The sequence below is a fragment of the Providencia burhodogranariea DSM 19968 genome (assembly GCF_000314855.2).
In the GTDB taxonomy this organism is placed as follows: Bacteria; Pseudomonadota; Gammaproteobacteria; order Enterobacterales; family Enterobacteriaceae; genus Providencia; species Providencia burhodogranariea.
In genome coordinates this window covers 627132-647154 of the sequence record NZ_KB233223.1, presented here as the reverse complement: position 1 = coordinate 647154, position 20023 = coordinate 627132, and the positions used below count along the sequence as shown (strand labels likewise).

The following is a 20023-nucleotide window of genomic DNA, read 5'->3' as shown; positions in this document are numbered from 1 at the left end:
AACAGTGTACATGGGTTTTGACATTATTTCTCTGCCAATCTCAGAAAACGAACTATTTGAGGAAAGTAAACTTCGAATCCAACAAATGCATGATTACCTTGTAATTCAACCGTTTGTTTACATTTTGCAAGGTAAGTAACAGCCTGCCGATAATCAAGAACTTCATCACCCGTTTGCTGTAAAAGCCAAATCAAATCAGGGGAGCTGAGCTGTTCGCAATACATTGCTTTAAGCTCATTTATATGTTTAGGCTCTAGAAAATAATGCTCATCAGTATAAGGATTGATATTTTCGCCAAGGTAATCTTGGAGTAAATCGAAAGGGCGTACAGCAGGGTTAACAACAACTGCGGGTAAATTAAAGCGCTGTGAGAACCAAATGGAAAAATAACCTCCCAAAGATGACCCAACTAGCCCCATAGGCTGATCTTTATGCTGTAAGATAATCTCTTCTAACATTTGCTCGGCTTGCTTTGGATAGTTTGGGAGCTGAGGCACTATCATATTGATATTTGGGTAATGCTCGCTAACCCACTGTTTTAAACCGCTAGCTTTAGCCGACTGAGGTGAACTATTAAAACCATGGATATAAAGTAGCGTCGACATTAGTACCCATCCGAATTTAAATCGGGGCTAAATTTTCGAGTCTCTAAACGATGAACTTGAGTATTAATCTGCCTATTACCATTTTCATCTATAGATAGTTCAAGATAACGCCAGCCGGGAGTTGAGGTGTCAAGTGCGAAATTGGTACAGTGGGGTTTAAATTGTACGCACGTTGAAGGTGTTGCCAGCAACCGAATACCATGCCAGTTCTCATCCATTTCTTGATGGATATGCCCACATAGCATCGCTTTAACTTGAGGATAATCCTTTAAATAATCAGCTAAAATATGTGAATTACGCAGGCTATGTTGATCAAGCCAAGTACAACCAGAAGGCAGCGGATGGTGATGAAGCATAATAATCGTTGTACGCTGTGGTTGTTTATCCAAACAGCTTTTCATCCATTCAAGTTGTTGCTCGGACAGCTCACCATGAGGGACATCTTGCAGTTGGCTATCAAGTAGCAAAATTTGCCATTCATTGCCAATAAGAATTTCTTTTTCACAAGATATTCCCTTGACCTTTAGTGATTTTACCATGGCGGGTTGATAATCATGATTACCCGGAAGCCAAACACAAGGGGCTGATATCAGATTAATTCCATGCACAAAATGTTGATATGCTTGAGGTGATTGATCTTGAACCAAATCCCCTGTTGCCACTATTAGGTCAATAGGTTGATTTTGTTCTAAAATAGCATCAAGGACGGCATGATAGCTTTCGTGCGTATTAATCCCCAATAGGGTATTCGCTGTATCAGCAAAGAGATGCGTATCAGTAACCTGTAAAATCCTGACTACCTTATCGTTTAGAGCAGTCACTTCAAGCTGGCTGTCCAAAAGTTTTCCTTGTTCCCATAAAAAATGTTGCTGTTATTCTACTATTCTATCGTTAACATAAGGTTAATATCTGCTAAATAGCACACACTTAATTAGATTAATTGTTATTTAAGATAGTTTCACCCATTTTTCAATTAGTTTTTGAAAATTGAGTTGTAGCCACTGAATGACGATGACTGTCGCTGCATTATCAATCACACCATCTTCAACCCATTGATATGCCTGCTCACGACTCACAACATGAACACGAATATCTTCATTTTCAGATTTTAAACCATGAATACCAGATGCTTGAGTGCTATCCACCTCACCAACATACACATGCATACGTTCAGATGTTCCGCCTGGGCTCGATAAATAGCTTAACGCTTTTTCTGTCCGACCAATAACTAATCCGGCCTCTTCATCCGCTTCACGATGTATAACGTTTAGAGCAGTTTCATTGGGTTCTATTATCCCTGCTATCGCTTCAAGTAACCATGGCGTTTCACTCGTTTCTATCGCTGGTAACCTAATTTGCTCAATTAACACCACATTGTCTGTTTTGGGATCATAAGGCAGAATCACCCCAGCATGACCACGTTCAAAGACTTCACGGGTAATTTCTTGGCTCCAACCACCTTCGAATAGACGGTGACGGAATCGATATTCGACCATTTGAAAAAAACCGTTAAATAATTTACGCTTAGATATAATTTCAACATCATTTTTACTGTATTTAATTGGTCGTTCTGCGTTTTTTGCCATAAAAATCTCCTAAGCTGATGATTTCCATATTATGGAAAAATTATGAAATATGACAGTTTTTAAGGTTTTTTCACCTGATATGATTTAATGTTTAAACAAATTGAGACAAAATGGCACAAAACGCTACCGTTAACATAAGAGATACTCTGTTACAATACGCGCCATTATTTAAATTTATGGGTAATAACAGAATCTGTTTTGATGACTGTTTCTAGCGCTGATGATTTTTTTATATTAATAAGGTTACGTTCATTACACTTTATAAATAATCACAGCTCTCACCATCCAAAATAAAATTGCGATGGGCTTTAGGTAACAGACTCAACCTATTTGCTGTTTAATCAAGGAATCCAAATGAAGAAGCTGCTTCCCCTTTTTATTGCAATGAGTTTTGTGGGTCTCAGTACCAACAGTTACGCAGAAGATTTACTGCAGGTTTACCAAAAATCAAAAGAGAGTAATCCTGACTTAAGAAAATCATTAGCTGAGCGTAACCAAGCTTACGAAAAAATTAATCAAGCACGTAGTCCACTATTACCACAATTAGGCCTGACCGCAGGTGCAAATTACGGAAGTGGCTACCGTGATACAAGTAATACTGAAAGCAACCAGTTGAACGCATCTTTAGGCTTAACTCAAGTCGTGTTTGATATGTCTAAATGGCGTCAGCTCACTCTGCAAGAAAAAACAGCAGGAATTTCTGACGTCACCTATCAAACTGGCCAGCAGCAACTCATTTTGGATACAGCGACCGCTTACTTTAATGTATTAAAAGCGATTGATGCCTTATCTTATATCGAAGCAAATAAAGAAGCCGTTTATCGTCAATTAGACCAAACAACTCAACGCTTTAATGTTGGTTTAGTCGCTATAACTGACGTACAAAACGCCCGAGCTAACTATGATAGCGTTTTGGCACAAGAAGTTGCAGGTCGTAATAGCTTAGAAAATGCAATTGAAAAATTACGTCAAGTCAGTGGTATCTATTACAATCAATTAGCATCGTTAAATATCGACCGTTTTAAAACAGTTAATCCTGAACAAGTGGATGCAATTTTAAAAGAAGCGGAAGAGAGAAACCTCAGCCTTCTTAGTGCACGTTTAGCGCAAGATGTTTCTCGTGAGAACATTCGCTTAGCAGAAACTGGTCACATGCCAACGGTTTCATTGAATGCATCAACGACGGTCACTAACACTCATAACCATGGTAGTAATTACAATAGCCTGAGTAATAACCGCAATAACTACAATGGTCAGAACAGTGTTGGTTTAACATTAAGCCTGCCATTATATAGTGGTGGGGGTGTGAGTTCACAAGTTGAACAAGCACAATATGGTTTCCAAGGTGCAAGTGAGCAACTTGAAAGCATTTATCGTAATGTGGTTCAGTTGGTCCGTTCTTCTTATAACAACGTTGCATCTTCTATCAGTAGTATCAACGCTTACAAACAAGTTGTTGTCTCTGCACAAAGCTCATTAGATGCGATGGAAGCAGGTTATCAGGTTGGTACTCGTACAATCGTCGATGTGTTAACAGCGACTACAGCGCTTTATCAAGCCAAACAAAACCTGTCAAATGCACGTTATGATTACATGATTAACGAATTAAATATCCAATTTGCACGTGGAACATTGAATGAAGATGATATCGCGCGTCTAAATGCGAGCTTGGGTAAAGAAGTTTCAACTGCATCCAGCAGTATTATCCGCAATATCGAAGCGCCTAAAATCAATTAATTGAAGATCGACAATTAATCTAAGCAAGAAATACTGCCACCCGAGAAACATAGATAACGATGTAACTCGGGTGCCTTAATTTAGCTATCTAGCAATTTGAAGTACCATAAATTTAAATCATCCTCTTCCTGTTTTTCTCCTCCTATTAGAAATTTCATTTATTTATCATGGGATTAAATTTCAAATAACTTAAATTCAAACATACCGATAGCTAAATAAAACCCTAACATTACTATCAATAACTATAGCCAAAATAATCTGAGGCTTTTGTCAGTGTAAACAGGAGGTGGCTAGATGAGTTTAGGCAAACGATATAATTTGAATATCAGAACCAAATAATTGAAGAATGACTAGTATAACAGCGAATTAGAACATGATTATTATCAATAGTACCGCTTTACGCTATAAAGTTTCTTATCAAACACAATTCTTGATGCTAATACTCTATTTCATTTTTAGAAAAAGCCTGCATCATCACATAATAAGCATTAAAACCGCTGAAAACACCTATTTCACGTTTTAATTGATGGTATTGCTATTTTACTTGATTACTTCTCTGGAAAATCAGTCAATTCTGAATATGAATATTAAGGATTAGATAAAAAAACAAGCAATGAATAACAAATTGATATTAAAAGAAAATAGTCTAATTATTTAAAATTTTCATTCTGTTATTGATCACTTATGGTATCAATTTCACAAAATTAATTAATTAATCGCCTTTCATTAGCATTTCAGCTTTAATTTTCAGCGTATTTCGCCTATTCTAGAGTCAATAAATTTATCATCTTACTCACTTTTAATTCAGGGTAATTACCATGACCATGAAGCGTACCAAAGATATCAATCAAGACGCATTTCGTAAGTCTTGGCGTTCATACCGTTTAGCGCCAGTCGCGATTGCAGTTAGTGCTGTATTTATGCTCTCAGCTTGTGAAGAAAGCGATGAAACCGTTTCTCTGTATACCAATGCTCAAGACTGTAGCCAAGCAAACCCGTCACAAGCTGAACAATGTACTGTTGCTTATAATAATGCATTACAAGAAGCAGCAAAAACTGCGCCTAAATATGCAACTCAAGCAGATTGTATTGCTGAGTTTGGTGAGTCAATGTGTACTCAAACTCCAGCGCAGGCAAGTTTCTCAGGAACTGGAACTGGCGAAGGTGAACAAACTGCTCAAGCTCAAAGCAGCTCAGGCAGTATGTGGATGCCGCTGATGATGGGTTATATGATGGGGCGAATGATGGGCGGTGGCGCTGCTTCTCAACCATTATTTAGCTCTAAAAACCCAGCTAGTCCAGCAAGTGGTAAATTTGTTGATGCAACAGGTAAAAGCTATGGTCCCGCAACTGCTGGTGGTCGTTCTATGAGCGTACCAAAAACCGCAATGGCTCCTAAGCCACCAACAACTTCGACAGTAACTCGTGGTGGTTTTGGTGATTCAGTAAACAAACAAGCTATGGCTCAAAGGTCTTCGTCTTCCGCTAAATCTTCTTCATCTTCCCGTTCAATGGGTGGTTGATAAGCAATGAAGCGAGTTCCTATTATTGAGCGCCCTGATTGGCGCGACAAAGCTGCTGAGTTTGGTTTCGGTTTTCACACTATGTATGGCGAACCATATTGGTCTGAAGATGCCTATTATCAATTCACCTTGGCACAGATTGAAGAAATCGAAGATGCAACCGCCGAATTGCATCAGATGTGCTTAAAAGTGGTTGAACGTGTTATCGAAAGTGATGAGCTACTTGCACGTTTTCAAATTCCAAAACATTGCTGGGGTTTTGTCCGTAATTCATGGAAAACAGGTCAGCCATCTCTCTATTCACGCCTTGATCTCGCTTATGACGGTATAAATCCGCCTAAGCTACTGGAAAATAATGCAGACACACCAACCTCTCTGTATGAGTCTGCATTCTTCCAATGGATCTGGTTGGAAGATCAAATAGCCGCAGGGAATCTGCCAGAAAATGCAGATCAATTTAATGGCATTCAAGAACAGTTGATCGAACGGTTCACGCAGCTCAAAGAGCAGCATGGTTTCCGTCTGCTACACATGGCTTGCTGCCGTGATACAGATGAAGATCGTGGCACAGTACAATACTTGCAAGACTGCGCAAATGAAGCTGGCGTTGCCACTGAGTTCCTGTACATGGATGAAATTGGCCTTGGTGAAAAAGGTGAATTTACTGATCCGCAAGATCAAGTAATCAGTAACCTGTTTAAGCTGTATCCGTGGGAATTCATGCTAAGAGAGATTTTCTCCACGAAGTTAGAAGATGCCGGTGTTCGCTGGTTAGAGCCAGCTTGGAAAAGCATTATATCTAATAAAGCTCTGCTACCAATGCTGTGGGAGATGTTCCCCGATCATCCTAATTTACTGCCAGCTTACTTTGCTGATGGCAATAAGCCTGAACTTGATAGCTATGTGATTAAACCTCTATTTTCTCGCGAAGGTGCAAATATTCGAGTGATTGAAAATGGTAAAGAAATCGCATCCGCTGATGGGCCTTACGGTGAAGAAGGTATGATTATTCAGCAATTCCACGCGCTACCTCAATTTGAAGGTAACTACACGTTAGTGGGAAGTTGGCTAGTTAATGATCAAGCCGCAGGTATCTGTATTCGTGAAGACAAAGAGATAATTACTCAAGATTTATCAAGATTTTATCCTCACGTTATTATCGATTAATATAAAAAAGGCATGTTTTCACATGCCTTTTTTATAACCAATAAACTAATATCAACGTTATAAAACTACCCACTCCGTAATCCTCTGTAAGCGCTGTCCTGAATAATTGCTTTAATCAAATAATAAAATTAGCCCACCTGGAATGTTAATAAAACGTTGCTGACTGATTATGTTATGTGCAATATATACTTCTCCACTGTGTGTTTTTTAATCTATTTAAATACTGAATACCTAACTATTTCTTTAAAAAATATTCCTATCCTGAATTAATGTCGTAATCATATATACATTTTCTTTTTTATTTTTTTAAGAAAATTGTATTGAATTCATTTTTTATAACCAACTGAAATATGATAATAAAATAGGGAGTCAACATGAAATTAAGTGAATTTGTTTCTTATGACGGCATTGGTTTGGCTCAACTAATTAAAAATAAAGAAGTGAGTAGTGATGAAGTCATTCAAGCCTCTATAGACTCTATCAGTCGAATAAACCCCAAAATTAATGCAGTTATTGAATTTTGGATTGGGGAAGTCGAGCCTAATGCGGATAGATTATCTCCATTGTATGGTGTTCCATTCTTAATTAAAGATCTTGCTATCACAATGAAAGGAAAAAGAAATGAGCTTGGCAGCCAGCTGGCTCAAGGAATGATCATAAATAATGACTCAACTTTAATGTCTTTATATAAAAAAGCAGGATTAGCAACGTTAGGTAGAACAACGACATCTGAATTTGCAATTAGTACCACGACAGAAGCTAGTTTTACTGGACCAACATTGAATCCTTGGAACCTTCATTTTAATGCAGGCGGCTCAACTGGTGGCTCGGCAGCAGCGGTCGCCGCTGGAATGGTTCCCTTGGCACATGCTACCGATGGTGGTGGTTCGATTCGCGTCCCAGCAGCAGTAAATGGCCTCTTTGGTTTAAAGCCAACTCGTGGCCGCGTCTCTAGCGGGCCATTTCAAGATGAAGTGTGGAGTGGTTTATTAGCACATCTGGGAGTAAGTCGTACAGTAAGAGATAGTGCTGCTTTGTTGGATGCGATTAGCACTCCAGCAATTGGAGAGCCTTACTACACGGCTTTACCTGAGAAGAGCTTTCTCAGTGCAGTTAATGAAAACCCCGGTAAATTGAAGATTGGTTTAGTCATTGATCCGCCTACGGGAGAAAAAACAGACCGCTCTATTTCTGACACATTACAAAAAACCGCCCAGCTACTTTCTACATTAGGTCATGATGTTGAACTTGTTAAACTTGATACGGGCGTGAGTTGGGAAGCTTTTGTTTTCGCTAATGCCCAATTTTGGAATGTAAACACCGCAGCATGGATAGATAATGTCGCCGCGATTACAGGAAGGTTGATTAATGAAGAAAACCTTGAGGCCGCGACAATTGCTGCCTATCAGTACGGTAAAAAAATTAGTGGGATAGATATTCTAAAAGCTATTTCAACAAGAAATATCGTCTCTCGTAAATTAGGCGGCTATTTTGAAAAATACGATATTTTAATGACACCAACAATCGCCAAATTACCTTTAAAAATTGGTGAGTATAATAAAGTACAAAATGATGTGGATGGATTGGGCTGGATAAATCATGTGTTTAGCCAATCACCTTTTACTGCCCTTGCCAATATATCCGGATTACCTTCAATGTCTGTGCCTGCCGGCTTTGATTCAAACACTAAATTGCCAATAGGTGTGATGTTCACGGCTGGTTTTGGCCTAGATGCAAAATTATTTAGTTTAGCGGGCCAACTTGAAAATGCGGCACCTTGGGGACATTTAAGCCCACAAATTTGGGCGGGTAATGAATAATCTCGACATAAATAGCCCTCAAGATATTGTTCATATTCCTAAATACTATTGACTGCAACAAAGGCTTTGCAGGTAGCCCGAATCACATACTGATGTCTGTGGTTCGGGCTTTTAAATAACTATTATTATTCAGTACATTGAAAACAAAGCGCTACAACAACAAAATGTTTTTTACCAACCTAGCCCACTTGCACCGATAACATACTCAATGAACCGGATACAATGCCTTCAGTTGGGGTCGATATCGCCTCTTCACCATTCCATGTACCTAGAATATAGAGTAACGGTAAAAAGTGTTCAGCCGATGGATTAGAATGCTTACCATCTTCTCTTTCTAGAGCTTGTGTTAATGGGTGTGGTGATCCTTGACTTCGCAAATTATCACAAACAAATTGTTCGAATGAACGAGCCCAAGGATAGGCTTCAACATCTGCATTTTGCCAATTCATTTCTCTTAAATTATGCACTACATTACCACTGCCCATAATCATTATTCCTTGTTCTCTCAACACTGATAGCTTGCGTCCCATTTCTAGATGCCAAGCTAATGGTTTAGTACCATCAATGCTGAGTTGGACAACTGGGATATTTGCCTCAGGGTACATACGCACAAGGATTTCCCAAGCACCATGATCTAGCCCCCACTCATCGTGATCTAAATAGATAGACAATGGTGATAATAAATCAGCAATTTGCCCAGCAAGTTCTGGTGAGCCTGGAGCAGGGTATTCAACTTGGAATAGTGCATCAGGAAAACCACCAAAATCATGGATAGTTTTAGGATTTCCCATCGCTGTAACAGCTGTTCCTCGGGTATACCAATGTGCCGAGATCATAAGAATTGCCCTAGGCTTTGGGAGGGATTGACCGAGTGCTTTCCATGCTGCTGTAAAACGATTATCAGACACTGCATTCATTGGGCTACCGTGACCAACAAATAGTGCAGGCATTCTGTTTGCTGACATGATTTTTAATACTCCATTTTACGGATCTTGTAATCAGCATACGCAATTTCCCCATAAATCACAGTAGTGTCACACTGAGCATTTCAATCAAATAAATTGAAAAAGCCACAACGTTATACACATTGCGGCTTTGAATATTTAGACTAAATATCTAAGAATTGTTTGCGCTAATTAGCTTGCTTTTTGTTCCGCTTGTAGGCGGTATGCGACCAAGTCTTCGATCGTCAATACCGTCAAACCATGCTCTTTTGCAAAGGCAACAACTTCAGGTGTACGAGCCATAGTGCCATCGTCATTAGTCAATTCACACAATACGCCAGCAGGTTTAAAGCCTGCTAATGTTGCTAAATCAATACTTGCTTCGGTATGACCACGACGTGTTAATACACCACCTTCACGGCCACGGAGTGGAAAAACATGACCTGGGTGATGAATGTCGGCAGGAATTGCATTATCCGCAATAGCAGCGCGGATAGTTGTTACTCGGTCAGCAGCAGAAACCCCTGTCGATACCCCTTTTGCCGCTTCAATCGTTACAGTAAAAGCAGTTTGGTTTTGGCTGGTATTTTTTTCGACCATCATAGGAAGTTCAAGCTGTTTACGGCGTTCTTCAGTGATGCACAAACAAACAATTCCACTGCTATAGCGAATTGTCATTGCCATCTGTTCAGCCGTCATAGTTTCAGCAGCAAAAACAAGATCGCCTTCATTTTCACGATCTTCATCATCGAGTACAAGCACACCTTTACCTTGGCGGATTGCTTCGATAGCATGTTCAACACGTTCGATTGGATTACCGAATTCGGAAAGTAGCGTCTGATTCATGGTAAAAACCTCTTAAGTTTCAATTTTTTAGTTACCAGAATCAGGGCAGTCTTAGGAGTACGAGAACTGAATAAGCAAAAAAACCGCGAACGCGTTTCTTTCAAATTCAGGTATGCAGATCAATATTGCGCTAAAGCACAATGTATGCTGATACAGTTATTCTCTCCCATCCGGACTATGACCGTCGGCTCCAGATTCACACTGGATCTGCTGACCTTTACCGCCTAATACAGGCTATAAAGCGCTCGCGGGCTTCATGCGTAAGCATGTTACCGCCGGTGGGGACTTACACCCCGCCCTGAGATAAACGCCATAAATATAGCGCCAATAATGTAAGTGCGCAACGATCAAACAGAAAATTGACACCCGACTCACATTTTTAGTCAAAAAAAATCAATAAAAACCAAGTGTTAACCTAATTCAATATATAGCTTCCCCCTAAATTCTCTAATGAATTAAATCCCCTAAAGAATTAAATACTCTAAATAATTCAAGTTATCACTAGGCGGCAAGTGAATGAATCCCTGTGAGCGTAGCCAACAACGCGACAACTTGAAGTATGACGAGTATTCTAGGAACGTAGATAACTACGTGATTAGGGTGAATGAGCGTAGCCAACAAAGCGATAGCTTGAAGTATGACAAGTATTGGGGTTTATTACGAAGCGTTGTGGTATTACACTATAAGCAAATTGATATTCTGACACTTAAGGACCCGCAAATGCTCGATCCGAAGAAAATTGAACAAGTGGCACGTCAAATCCAAGGAGCTTTACCAAAAGGCGTTCGTGATTTGGGTGAAGACTTTGACAAAAAAATACGTTCATTGCTGCAATCACAGCTTGGCAAGCTCGATCTGGTTAGCCGTGAAGAATTTGATATTCAAACACAAGTGTTGTTGCGCACCCGCGAAAAGCTGGTTCAAATGGAACAGCGCGTGAAAGCATTAGAAGAGCGTTTTAACGAGCCTAAAGCCCTCGAAGAAAAGAAAGAAGAACAATAATTTTTAACCTCGCATGATTCGGATTGCCAGCGATGCGGACACGCACAATTAGCTGGCACTTGAAGTCTATGGGAAATAAGGCCTGCGGATCATATTGAATAGCAGGCCTTTATATTATTGATAAACGTGTATTTACTCGGTCGTTTTCATAATATTTTTGATAATATTAGTGGTTGAAATACCATCTTCAAAATTAAGAACTTTGACCTCTCCACCAGCAGCCCAAACCTCTTCGCTACCCGCAATCTCTTCAGGTCGATAATCGCCACCTTTAACAAGTACATCAGGCAATACTTCACCGATCAAACGCTGTGGCGTATCTTCTTCAAATGGTACAACCCAATCGACAGATTCCAACGCACCTAAGACTATCATTCGTTGTTCGAGCGGGTTGACTGGTCGAGTTTCACCTTTTAAACGACGTGTTGATGCATCACTATTTACCGCCACAATAAGCCTATCACCGAGTTTTCGTGCGTTAGCTAGGTAACTAACATGACCCGCATGAAGAATATCAAAACAGCCATTAGTCATAACAACACGTTCACCACGTAGCCTTGCATTCTCAACAGCTTGTTTTAGTTCACTTTCATTCATAACACCAAAACCGTTATCAGCACGGCCACGGATGGCATTTTCTAATTCAATCGGTGAAACCGTTGAGGTTCCGAGCTTACCAACTACCACGCCTGCGGCAGCATTCGCTAATGCACAAGCTTCATGTAAAGGACGGCCGGATGCAATCGATGCTGCCAATACGCCAATCACCGTGTCACCTGCTCCCGTTACATCATAAACTTCTTGAGCTTCAGTTGGTAAATGCAGCGGTGCTTCATTACGGCGGATCAAGCTCATGCCTTGTTCTGAACGCGTGATCAATAATGCAGTCAAATCGAGGGACTCCAATAGTTTCATCCCTTTCTCTTCAACATCTTGGTTATCACGGCAACGGCCGACAATAGCTTCAAATTCAGACATATTTGGTGTTAAGAGAGTAGCCCCCCGATAACGCTCAAAATCACTACCTTTTGGGTCGATCAATACAGGAACGCCGGCTTTATTTGCCAGTGTGATCATTTTCTGAACCTGCGATAGTGCCCCTTTTGCATAATCCGACAGTACCAATGCACCAATATGAGGTAAGGCTTGCTCAATGCGTTCTAGCATTGGTTGTACATCAACATTTTCAAATCCTTCCTCAAAATCAAGGCGGATCAATTGTTGATTACGAGATAAAACGCGTAATTTAGTAATTGTAGGATGAGTGGGGATCGCCACAAAATCACAGCGAACTTTCACTGCATTAAGAGTTTCAGCTAATACTTTTGCGGCATCATCAATACCCGTCAACCCAACTAGACGAGAATTAGCGCCCAATGATGCAATATTCATTGCGACGTTCGCGGCCCCACCGGGACGCTCTTCTACCACGTTAACTTTTACCACCGGAACCGGTGCTTCTGGTGAAATACGGTTAGCTTGACCATGCCAATAGCGATCTAACATGACATCACCAACAACCAATACGCCTGCTTGTTTATAATCAGGAAGTGTTACTTTCATCCCGAACTCCAGTTAAAAAAGAAACCTGATATTCATTTTATACCAATCATGCTTAAAGTTGCATGACAAGTATTGAAATAGAATACTGAATTTGATGAATAAGATTATTGAATTAGGCAACGCCTAACCATTTTACCCAACTTGCTAAAACTTGCTCGCGTTCTGCAGCTAACTGATTGATATCGACTCGGCTAGGAAGAGACTGCAATGCTAAGTGGTGCAGTTCATCACGCATCGTGACATATGCTTGCGTTAAGGCATTGGCCTCTTCTTCAGGCATAAACTGATTCTGTGCCATTAGTTCAAAAATACGCACATTGTCAGACCATCGAGTTAGCGACCCATTTGTCGGGGCATAACGTAAAACGAGGTATTGTGCGATAAATTCAATATCAGTGATACCACCGGGATCGGCTTTCAAATCAAATTGTGTATTTTGGTGACTTCCCAAATGCTGATGCATTTTAAGGCGCATATCGCGCACTTGTTGACGCAAAGTTTCCGCATCTTGTGGTATGCACAGCGTTTCATGGCGAATTCGGTTAAAGTCCTGTTGTAACTTAGCATCACCAAAAACCATACGCGCTCGGATCAACGCTTGATGCTCCCATGTCCAAGCATCATTTTTTTGGTAGTCATCAAAGGCTTCAATCGTGCTCACGAGCATACCTGATTCGCCTGATGGCCTTAATCGTGCATCAACTTCATACAGTATTCCAGACGTGGTTCGGGTGCTAAATAAATGAATAATACGTTGAGCAACTCGTAAATAAAATTGTCGGGCATCGATCGATCGATTACCGTTGGTGACAATGCCATTAGGGCAATCAAACAGAAATACCAAGTCTAAGTCAGAACTATACCCTAGCTCCCAACCACCTAATTTCCCATAGCCAATAACAGCAAAGCCAAGTTGTTTTTCATCCAATTGAGAAAGATGTGAAGGTTCCCCATAACGTTTAACCATGGTGTGCCATGCCTGATGAACAACGGCATCAATAATAGCTTCAGCAAGGTACGTCAAGTGATCACTCACCTTCATAACAGGTAGTACACCTGAAATATCTTCAGCCGCAATACGTAATAGCTGTGCCTGTTTAAATTGCCGCAATGCTTCAAGTTGCTGCTCTTCATCGTCCTCAGGAACTCGCATTAAATATTGGCGTAACTCATCACGATAAGCCGTCAGTGGTAAAGGTTGATACAGTGATTTAGGATCAAGCAACTCATCCAGCAGTAGTGGATGACGTGCGAGTTGTTCCGCAATCATTGGCGAAGCAGCACATAAACGAATAACGTGTATTAATACTTCATCAAACTCGAGCATCAACTCTAAATACGTCGTACGGCTCACAATACTCAATAACAATGGCGTTAAACGTTCCACTACTTGACCTGCATCGGCCCTTTCACTAACCTTTGTTAATAACTTTGGCATTAAATCATCAAGAACATCTCGCCCACGAGGACCAATAGTCCGCTTATTTAAATCATAGCGAAACATCAAAATGCCATGGATCATTTTTTGTGCAGTTTCCTCATCTTTAGAAGGTAAGTATGGCGCTAACTCTTCTTTAGATAATTCCCCTTGCCACAGCGTGATATAGATTTCATCAAAGGTATCTTTTGTCTCTTCCTCATCATCCTGACCAATTAACTCAGTGAAAATATGATGAACAATTGCCATTTTTTGCGTTAATGTTTGAGAAAATGCATCCCAATGTTCAAATCCCATTCCCCAAGCTAAACGAGCTTTATTAAGTGCATCTTCAGGGAGAGTTTGAGTTTGCTGATCATCAATACTTTGCAGTAAATTTTCGACTCGACGCAAAAAGAAATAAGCATCCAGTAACTGTGCAACTTGCTCATTAGGAAGTAGCCCCTGTTCACGAATGCTGCTCATTACTAATAATAGCGATTGGGACTGTAAAGTGGGTTCACGTCCACCCCGTATTAATTGAAAAACTTGAGCAATAAATTCAATTTCACGTATGCCGCCAGCACCGAGCTTAATGTTATCAACTAAACCACGACGCCTAACTTCACGCTCAATCATATTTTTCATGTTACGTAATGATTGAATAACACTAAAATCAATATAGCGACGATACACAAAAGGGCGCAGCAATTGGCGCAAACTTTCCGCATAATGCAAGCTATCAGGCCCCATAATACGTGCCTTAACCATTGCATAGCGTTCCCAGTCGCGCCCTTGTTCCTGATAATAATCTTCTAATGCTGAGAAACTAAATACTAACGGGCCACTATCGCCAAATGGGCGTAACCGCATATCAACACGATAAACAAAACCTTCTACAGTAACTTGATCGAGAACACGGATCAGTTTTTGACCTAAACGGGTAAAGAATTGTGCATTATCGAGTTCTTTACGGCCTCCGCGAGTGACACCATTTTCTGGATAGGCAAAAATCAAATCGACATCAGATGAGAAATTGAGTTCTCCCCCACCTAATTTACCCATTCCAAGGATGAGTAACGGCAGTGGATTACCCTCACTATCGCAAGGCGTTCCCCATATTTGGCTATATTGCCGATACAGCCAATCTCTTGCGGCTACAATCAACGTTTCCGCAAGTGAACTTAATTGTTGAAGTGTTTCCTTTTCCGTACTGGAGTGTAATGCTTGCATCCAAGCGGCTCTGACCAGCATTTGATGACGAAAAGCGCGTAAAACGCGCATTAAATGATCTTCATCCACAACCGCATTTAAATCCTTAGCTAACCACTGAGTATAATGTTGCCACTCATTCGCTTCGGGTGGTTGTTTACGGATCTGCTCTAAAAAAATGGGATAAGCTAAAACCTGTTTTAAAGCAAAATCACTGAAGCTTAAAAAAGAGACCTCTTCGTCACTTAACGGCAATAAATCATTCGATTGACCTGCTAGTCCCGCTAAAACATATTCACGCTGGCTGTGCAGCAATTCAGGAAAAGGATGCATATCAACACCTTAATGGATATCAGTATACGTCAAAGCAATTAACCACTGAGTAAAGGCTAATTTGCTCTTTAGCCAGCGGCTGCTATAGCAAAAAGTTTCTGCGCTGATGGTTTCATCTGTGATATCTGAACGAAGCTGTTCCAGTGGGATATCTTGTATAAACTGAGGTGCTGAATTGCGATAATGCACTAAGAATGCTTGAACAAAACGTAAAAACACTTCAAACCCATCACGTGCATCGGCTTTATCTGCTAACCAATAAGCTTCATGCTGCTCACAGAGCTTTTGCATGTACGTAAGTGCTTGTTCTATTGGTTTCTGTTCATAATTAAACACCGTTTCTGGTTGCTGCAATACCACTTTTTGAGGCTGTATTAAAGAGTAACCTCGTGCCGCTTTACTCGTTGCTGAAAGGCGAAGACCATCGATATCTGCTAGTTTCTTAGCTAAATTCAACACATCGGCAATAAAGCCTTTTTTCAATTCCATTTCAAACTCTTGAATAGGAAGAGTTTGTGCTCCTGCTGAAATTTCCCCCTGATCAAAGACAACTTCAATCTCGCTATCTTCAAAAGTGACTAACCAGATCTCACGCATAAAGTGGGTACTAAAGAGAATTTGCAGCTGTGCTTGTAATTGCTGAATATCTGTTCCTTCTGGCCAGATTTCCGTTGGGAACGCCGCTAAATTGACTTCTGGTTCGTTTATATCGACGTTATATTCAGGACGTTGATGCAAGCCACCAATAACTTGCCCTGCGGTTTTAATCGTCATTTCATAATGACCATCGCAGCCACGAATACGTAACCCCATATCCCATTGACGTAACTGACGTTCTTCGGTATCAAAATAGATATTCGTCAGTTGCTTGGGTTCTGTATGTTGATGGGAAAGTGTTGCTAAAGATTGGCGTACTGCATCTATCGCTGCAGTCTGAGCAGCCAATTTAAGTTCAACTTCTATGTGGCTCATACATTTCCTTAATTGATAATTTTGCTAGCATTATATTACCCCAATCAGCGTGGACTGAGAAAACAAAGCGCAAAGAAACCAAAAATTCTATACACTGAATTTATTTCAGGGCTTTGTGTCAAGAAATGAGAATATTTGTACGCTATATAGTGAGTTAGGATAGTTCCCATTCTGGTTTAGCGTTTGCACACGCACACTGAACTCTTTAGTATTTGTCTACACACTTAATTCATTCACCATAACTAATAGAAAATAAATACCATGCGAAAAATACCATTATTACTAATTTCAATCATGGGGCTAGGTCTGTCAGTCAGCGCCTCTGCTGCTGAGAAACGTTATGTTTCTGATGACTTATCAACTTATGTACATAGTGGGCCAGGAACAAAATATCGCATTGTTGGCACACTAAATGCGGGTGAAAGCGTTGAATTGATTTCAACGAATGATAATTTCGCTCAAGTTAAAGATGAACGTGGTCGCACTGTTTGGCTACCATCAGAGCAACTCAGTACAACTCCGAGTATGAAAACACGCATTCCTGAGTTAGAAGCTGAGAACCAAAAATTACGCCAACAATTAGAAAATATCGACAATACGTGGAATACCAGAACGGCAGATATGCAGCAACGAGTTGCTGATAATGACAACACCGTTAAGCAATTAAAATCTGAAAATGAAAAACTAAAAAACGAATTAATTAAAGCCGGTAAAAAATTAGAAATCGTAGAAGTTAATCTTGATGACCGCCGTCGTGAATTAATATTGCAATGGTTTATGTATGGTGGCGGTGTTGCAGGTGTTGGCCTTATCCTTGGATTGATCCTACCGCACATTATTCCACGTCGTAAAAAGCGTAATGACCGTTGGATGAGTTAAGGTTACGATAATGAAAATATATCTCGTTGGCGGCGCAGTGCGTGACGAACTTCTTGGTCTTCCTATTTCTGATAGAGACTATGTCGTGGTCGGCTCAACACCTGAGGCCATGTTGGCGCAGGGCTACCAGCAGGTCGGTAAAGATTTTCCCGTATTCCTTCATCCAAAAACCCATGAAGAATATGCTTTAGCACGAACTGAACGTAAAACAGGTTCTGGCTATACGGGTTTTAGCTGCTATTCTGCGCCAGATGTCACCATTGAGGATGATCTTCTTCGTCGTGATCTGACAATTAATGCCATTGCTAAAGACTCCCAAGGTCAATTAACTGATCCTTATCATGGGGTTGATGATTTGAATCAGCGTATTCTTCGGCATGTCTCTGATGCATTTGCTGAAGACCCACTACGCGTCTTGCGCGTTGCGCGTTTTGCAGCTCGTTATGCAGCACAAGGCTTTCAAATTGCACCAGAAACATTGTCGTTAATGCAATCGATGACTACCTCAGGCGAATTAGAACATCTTACCGCCGAGCGTGTTTGGGCTGAAACAGAAAAAGCCTTAACGTCAAATGCACCACAAGTCTATTTAGAAGTACTACGCCAATGTGGCGCTCTTGCGGTATTATTTCCTGAAATTGATAACTTGTTCGGTGTGCCTGCACCAGCAAAGTGGCACCCAGAAATTGATACTGGCATTCATACTTTGATGGTATTACGTATGGCTGCACAGCTGTCACAAGATATCAATATTCGCTTTGCTGCATTATGTCATGATGTCGGTAAAGGGCTAACGCCGAAAGAAGTCTGGCCTAGCCATCCCAATCATGGTGAGGTGGGAATTGCATTGATTGATAACTTATGTGATCGGTTAAAAATTCCTAATAATGCTCGAGATCTTGCTCGTCTCACTGCCCGTTATCATGACAAAGTGCATGTTATCAATAGGCTCAGTGCAATAGAGCTGATTCAATTATTTGATGGGCTTGATAGCTGGCGCAAGCCTGAACGGGTTACACAGTTAAGCTTGATTAGTGAAGCTGATGCTAGGGGTCGAGGTGGCTTAGAACAACAAGCTTATCCTCAAGGTGAATTTTTACGCCAAGCCTTTTCAATCGCACAAGCTGTTAGTGTAAAACCGATTGTTGAACAAGGATTTCAAGGCCCACAAATACGAGAAGAACTCACTCGTCAGCGGGTTGAAAATGTAGAGAAGTGGCGGCTTCAACAAGCCTTTTAGCCTAACCGAATGAATGCTGGCGGTTAAATGCCGCCAGCATTCTCATTTATACTGGTTTAGAGCCTCTTTCAATGATCACTCCCACTTGCCGTGCTCGCGCAACTGCACCTGGCTTAGCGACTTTAATTCGTACCCAAGGGCAACCAAAATTATTTAATAGCAATTGAGCAACCTCTTCTGCAACACGCTCAACTAAACCAAATTTATTGTAGCTAATATGTGCAACGATCGCCTGGCTAATTTGCGCGTAATCGAGACAATCAGTAACATTATCGCTCATTGATGCGCGTTTGTTATCCCATCCCATTTCGATATCGAGCACTAACTTTTGCTCAATTTCTTGCTCCCAGTCATATACACCAATCGTGGTGATGACTGATAATTGTTCAATAAATACGATATCCATCACGTCATTTTCTCGTTTATGTGCTGAATTGATACCACTTCAAGGAAAATATGCGTATTATCCAAGATAGAAGTGAATTATAAATATGTCGCCTTAACTGTTTTGGAGTTAGTTATGAGTGCAACCGCGCTTGGCATGATAATCTTTGCCTACCTTTGTGGCTCAGTTTCCAGTGCGATACTGATCTGTCGCTTGGCTAGGCTGCCCGATCCTCGTCAACACGGCTCTGGTAACCCGGGTGCAACTAACGTATTACGTGTCGGAGGTAAAGCCGCTGCTGGCGCAGTACTCATTTGCGACGTCTTAAAGGGTATGATCCCTGTTTGGTTGGCTTACTATCTAAAAGTCCCACCATTCTATCTTGGCTTTGTCGCAATTGCAGCCTGTCTTGGGCATATTTACCCTGTTTTCTTTCGATTTAAAGGCGGAAAAGGCGTAGCAACTGCATTTGGTTCAATTGCCGCTATTGGTTGGGATCTGTCTGGGTTAATCGCTGGAACATGGCTACTAACTGTATTACTTAGCGGTTATTCATCTCTAGGCGCAATTGTCGGCGCCCTACTCGCTCCTTTTTATGTCTGGTGGTTTAAACCTGAATTCACCTTTCCCGTCGCTATGCTTTCTTGCCTTATCCTTGTCCGCCATCACGGTAATATCCAACGCTTATGGCGCGGCCAAGAAAGCCGAATTTGGCAAAAACTTAAAAATAAAAAGAAAAAAACTTTAAAAGAAATCGCCCAAGAAGCCAAAGAGCAAGAACAAGACGACTAA

General features: G+C 40.8%; 17 protein-coding genes and 1 riboswitch. Of the genes, 8 read left to right on the top strand and 9 right to left on the bottom strand.

Annotated elements, in window-relative coordinates; translation table 11 throughout:
- Positions 1 to 23: 23 nt before the first annotated feature.
- From yqiA to nudF, 3 genes are all read right to left on the bottom strand, one after another.
- Positions 24 to 605 carry an esterase YqiA gene (gene yqiA, locus OOA_RS13565; protein ID WP_008912726.1) on the bottom strand — a complete coding sequence of 194 codons (582 nt, stop codon included), beginning with the start codon at positions 603 to 605 and terminating at the stop codon, positions 24 to 26.
- On the bottom strand, positions 605 to 1444 hold the full coding sequence (cpdA, locus tag OOA_RS13560) for a 3',5'-cyclic-AMP phosphodiesterase (protein ID WP_008912725.1): 840 nt from the start codon (positions 1442 to 1444) through the stop codon (positions 605 to 607). The genes yqiA and cpdA overlap by 1 nt, the downstream gene beginning before the upstream one ends.
- Before the next feature lie 108 nt (positions 1445 to 1552).
- Positions 1553 to 2191, bottom strand: a complete 639-nt coding sequence (gene nudF / locus OOA_RS13555; protein ID WP_008912724.1) for an ADP-ribose diphosphatase — start codon at positions 2189 to 2191, stop codon at positions 1553 to 1555.
- A gap of 354 nt (positions 2192 to 2545) precedes the next feature.
- On the opposite strand from nudF, the gene tolC reads away from it, so the two are divergent.
- The 4 genes from tolC to OOA_RS13535 all read left to right on the top strand — a co-directional run bounded on the left by tolC (position 2546) and on the right by OOA_RS13535 (position 8438).
- Complete coding sequence (gene tolC / locus OOA_RS13550; RefSeq protein WP_008912723.1) at positions 2546 to 3928, top strand: outer membrane channel protein TolC; 1383 nt, start codon at positions 2546 to 2548, stop codon at positions 3926 to 3928.
- A gap of 818 nt (positions 3929 to 4746) precedes the next feature.
- A complete protein-coding gene (locus tag OOA_RS13545; RefSeq protein ID WP_040691491.1) occupies positions 4747 to 5451 on the top strand; it encodes a DUF1190 family protein in 705 nt (234 codons plus the stop codon).
- A gap of 6 nt (positions 5452 to 5457) precedes the next feature.
- Entirely contained in the window at positions 5458 to 6618 is a 1161-nt protein-coding gene (locus OOA_RS13540; RefSeq protein ID WP_008912721.1) for a glutathionylspermidine synthase family protein, read from the top strand.
- Positions 6619 to 6992: 374 nt separating this feature from the next.
- A complete protein-coding gene (locus OOA_RS13535; RefSeq protein WP_008912720.1) occupies positions 6993 to 8438 on the top strand; it encodes an amidase in 1446 nt (481 codons plus the stop codon).
- Positions 8439 to 8617: 179 nt separating this feature from the next.
- Here the strand turns inward: OOA_RS13535 and ygiD are convergent, their stop codons facing one another.
- The gene (gene ygiD, locus OOA_RS13530) at positions 8618 to 9403 is read right to left on the bottom strand and encodes a 4,5-DOPA-extradiol-dioxygenase (RefSeq protein WP_008912719.1); all 786 of its coding nucleotides are present in this window, start codon (positions 9401 to 9403) and stop codon (positions 8618 to 8620) included.
- 171 nt (positions 9404 to 9574) lie between these two features.
- Complete coding sequence (ribB, locus tag OOA_RS13525) at positions 9575 to 10228, bottom strand: 3,4-dihydroxy-2-butanone-4-phosphate synthase (RefSeq protein WP_008912718.1); 654 nt, start codon at positions 10226 to 10228, stop codon at positions 9575 to 9577.
- A 154-nt stretch (positions 10229 to 10382) separates the two neighbouring features.
- Positions 10383 to 10538, bottom strand: a riboswitch (FMN riboswitch).
- Between the two features lie 410 nt (positions 10539 to 10948).
- Here ribB and ubiK point away from each other — a divergent pair.
- Positions 10949 to 11230 carry a ubiquinone biosynthesis accessory factor UbiK gene (gene ubiK, locus OOA_RS13520; RefSeq protein WP_040691603.1) on the top strand — a complete coding sequence of 94 codons (282 nt, stop codon included), beginning with the start codon at positions 10949 to 10951 and terminating at the stop codon, positions 11228 to 11230.
- 132 nt (positions 11231 to 11362) lie between these two features.
- Here ubiK and hldE read toward each other — a convergent pair whose 3' ends face one another.
- From hldE to OOA_RS13505, 3 genes are all read right to left on the bottom strand, one after another.
- Entirely contained in the window at positions 11363 to 12793 is a 1431-nt protein-coding gene (gene hldE, locus OOA_RS13515) for a bifunctional D-glycero-beta-D-manno-heptose-7-phosphate kinase/D-glycero-beta-D-manno-heptose 1-phosphate adenylyltransferase HldE (RefSeq protein WP_008912716.1), read from the bottom strand.
- 112 nt (positions 12794 to 12905) lie between these two features.
- Positions 12906 to 15755 (bottom strand): bifunctional [glutamate--ammonia ligase]-adenylyl-L-tyrosine phosphorylase/[glutamate--ammonia-ligase] adenylyltransferase, encoded by a 2850-nt coding sequence (glnE, locus tag OOA_RS13510; protein WP_008912715.1) that lies wholly within the window; start codon positions 15753 to 15755, stop codon positions 12906 to 12908.
- Between the two features lie 9 nt (positions 15756 to 15764).
- Positions 15765 to 16727 carry a CYTH domain-containing protein gene (locus OOA_RS13505; protein WP_008912714.1) on the bottom strand — a complete coding sequence of 321 codons (963 nt, stop codon included), beginning with the start codon at positions 16725 to 16727 and terminating at the stop codon, positions 15765 to 15767.
- 261 nt (positions 16728 to 16988) lie between these two features.
- Between OOA_RS13505 and OOA_RS13500 the strand changes: the two genes are divergently transcribed.
- Positions 16989 to 17606, top strand: coding sequence for a TIGR04211 family SH3 domain-containing protein (locus OOA_RS13500; protein ID WP_008912713.1), 618 nt, complete (start codon positions 16989 to 16991; stop codon positions 17604 to 17606).
- 10 nt (positions 17607 to 17616) lie between these two features.
- Complete coding sequence (locus tag OOA_RS13495; RefSeq protein ID WP_008912712.1) at positions 17617 to 18846, top strand: multifunctional CCA addition/repair protein; 1230 nt, start codon at positions 17617 to 17619, stop codon at positions 18844 to 18846.
- Between the two features lie 46 nt (positions 18847 to 18892).
- On the opposite strand, the gene folB is transcribed toward OOA_RS13495, so the two are convergent.
- Positions 18893 to 19252: a bifunctional dihydroneopterin aldolase/7,8-dihydroneopterin epimerase gene (gene folB, locus OOA_RS13490; RefSeq protein WP_008912711.1), complete on the bottom strand. Its 360-nt coding sequence runs from the start codon at positions 19250 to 19252 to the stop codon at positions 18893 to 18895.
- 114 nt (positions 19253 to 19366) lie between these two features.
- Between folB and plsY the strand changes: the two genes are divergently transcribed.
- On the top strand, positions 19367 to 20023 hold the full coding sequence (gene plsY, locus OOA_RS13485) for a glycerol-3-phosphate 1-O-acyltransferase PlsY (protein ID WP_008912710.1): 657 nt from the start codon (positions 19367 to 19369) through the stop codon (positions 20021 to 20023).

Bases quoted from the DNA above. Each gene is read 5' to 3' on its own strand.
- yqiA (WP_008912726.1), bottom strand. From the start codon at position 605: ATGTCGACGCTACTTTATATCCATGGTTTTAATAGTTCACCTCAGTCG.
- OOA_RS13535 (WP_008912720.1), top strand. From the start codon at position 6,993: ATGAAATTAAGTGAATTTGTTTCTTATGACGGCATTGGTTTGGCTCAA.
- hldE (WP_008912716.1), bottom strand. From the start codon at position 12,793: ATGAAAGTAACACTTCCTGATTATAAACAAGCAGGCGTATTGGTTGTT.
- OOA_RS13545 (WP_040691491.1), top strand. From the start codon at position 4,747: ATGACCATGAAGCGTACCAAAGATATCAATCAAGACGCATTTCGTAAG.
- glnE (WP_008912715.1), bottom strand. From the start codon at position 15,755: ATGCATCCTTTTCCTGAATTGCTGCACAGCCAGCGTGAATATGTTTTA.
- OOA_RS13495 (WP_008912712.1), top strand. From the start codon at position 17,617: ATGAAAATATATCTCGTTGGCGGCGCAGTGCGTGACGAACTTCTTGGT.
- OOA_RS13540 (WP_008912721.1), top strand. From the start codon at position 5,458: ATGAAGCGAGTTCCTATTATTGAGCGCCCTGATTGGCGCGACAAAGCT.
- plsY (WP_008912710.1), top strand. From the start codon at position 19,367: ATGAGTGCAACCGCGCTTGGCATGATAATCTTTGCCTACCTTTGTGGC.
- nudF (WP_008912724.1), bottom strand. From the start codon at position 2,191: ATGGCAAAAAACGCAGAACGACCAATTAAATACAGTAAAAATGATGTT.
- ubiK (WP_040691603.1), top strand. From the start codon at position 10,949: ATGCTCGATCCGAAGAAAATTGAACAAGTGGCACGTCAAATCCAAGGA.
- OOA_RS13505 (WP_008912714.1), bottom strand. From the start codon at position 16,727: ATGAGCCACATAGAAGTTGAACTTAAATTGGCTGCTCAGACTGCAGCG.
- OOA_RS13500 (WP_008912713.1), top strand. From the start codon at position 16,989: ATGCGAAAAATACCATTATTACTAATTTCAATCATGGGGCTAGGTCTG.
- ygiD (WP_008912719.1), bottom strand. From the start codon at position 9,403: ATGTCAGCAAACAGAATGCCTGCACTATTTGTTGGTCACGGTAGCCCA.
- ribB (WP_008912718.1), bottom strand. From the start codon at position 10,228: ATGAATCAGACGCTACTTTCCGAATTCGGTAATCCAATCGAACGTGTT.
- tolC (WP_008912723.1), top strand. From the start codon at position 2,546: ATGAAGAAGCTGCTTCCCCTTTTTATTGCAATGAGTTTTGTGGGTCTC.
- folB (WP_008912711.1), bottom strand. From the start codon at position 19,252: ATGGATATCGTATTTATTGAACAATTATCAGTCATCACCACGATTGGT.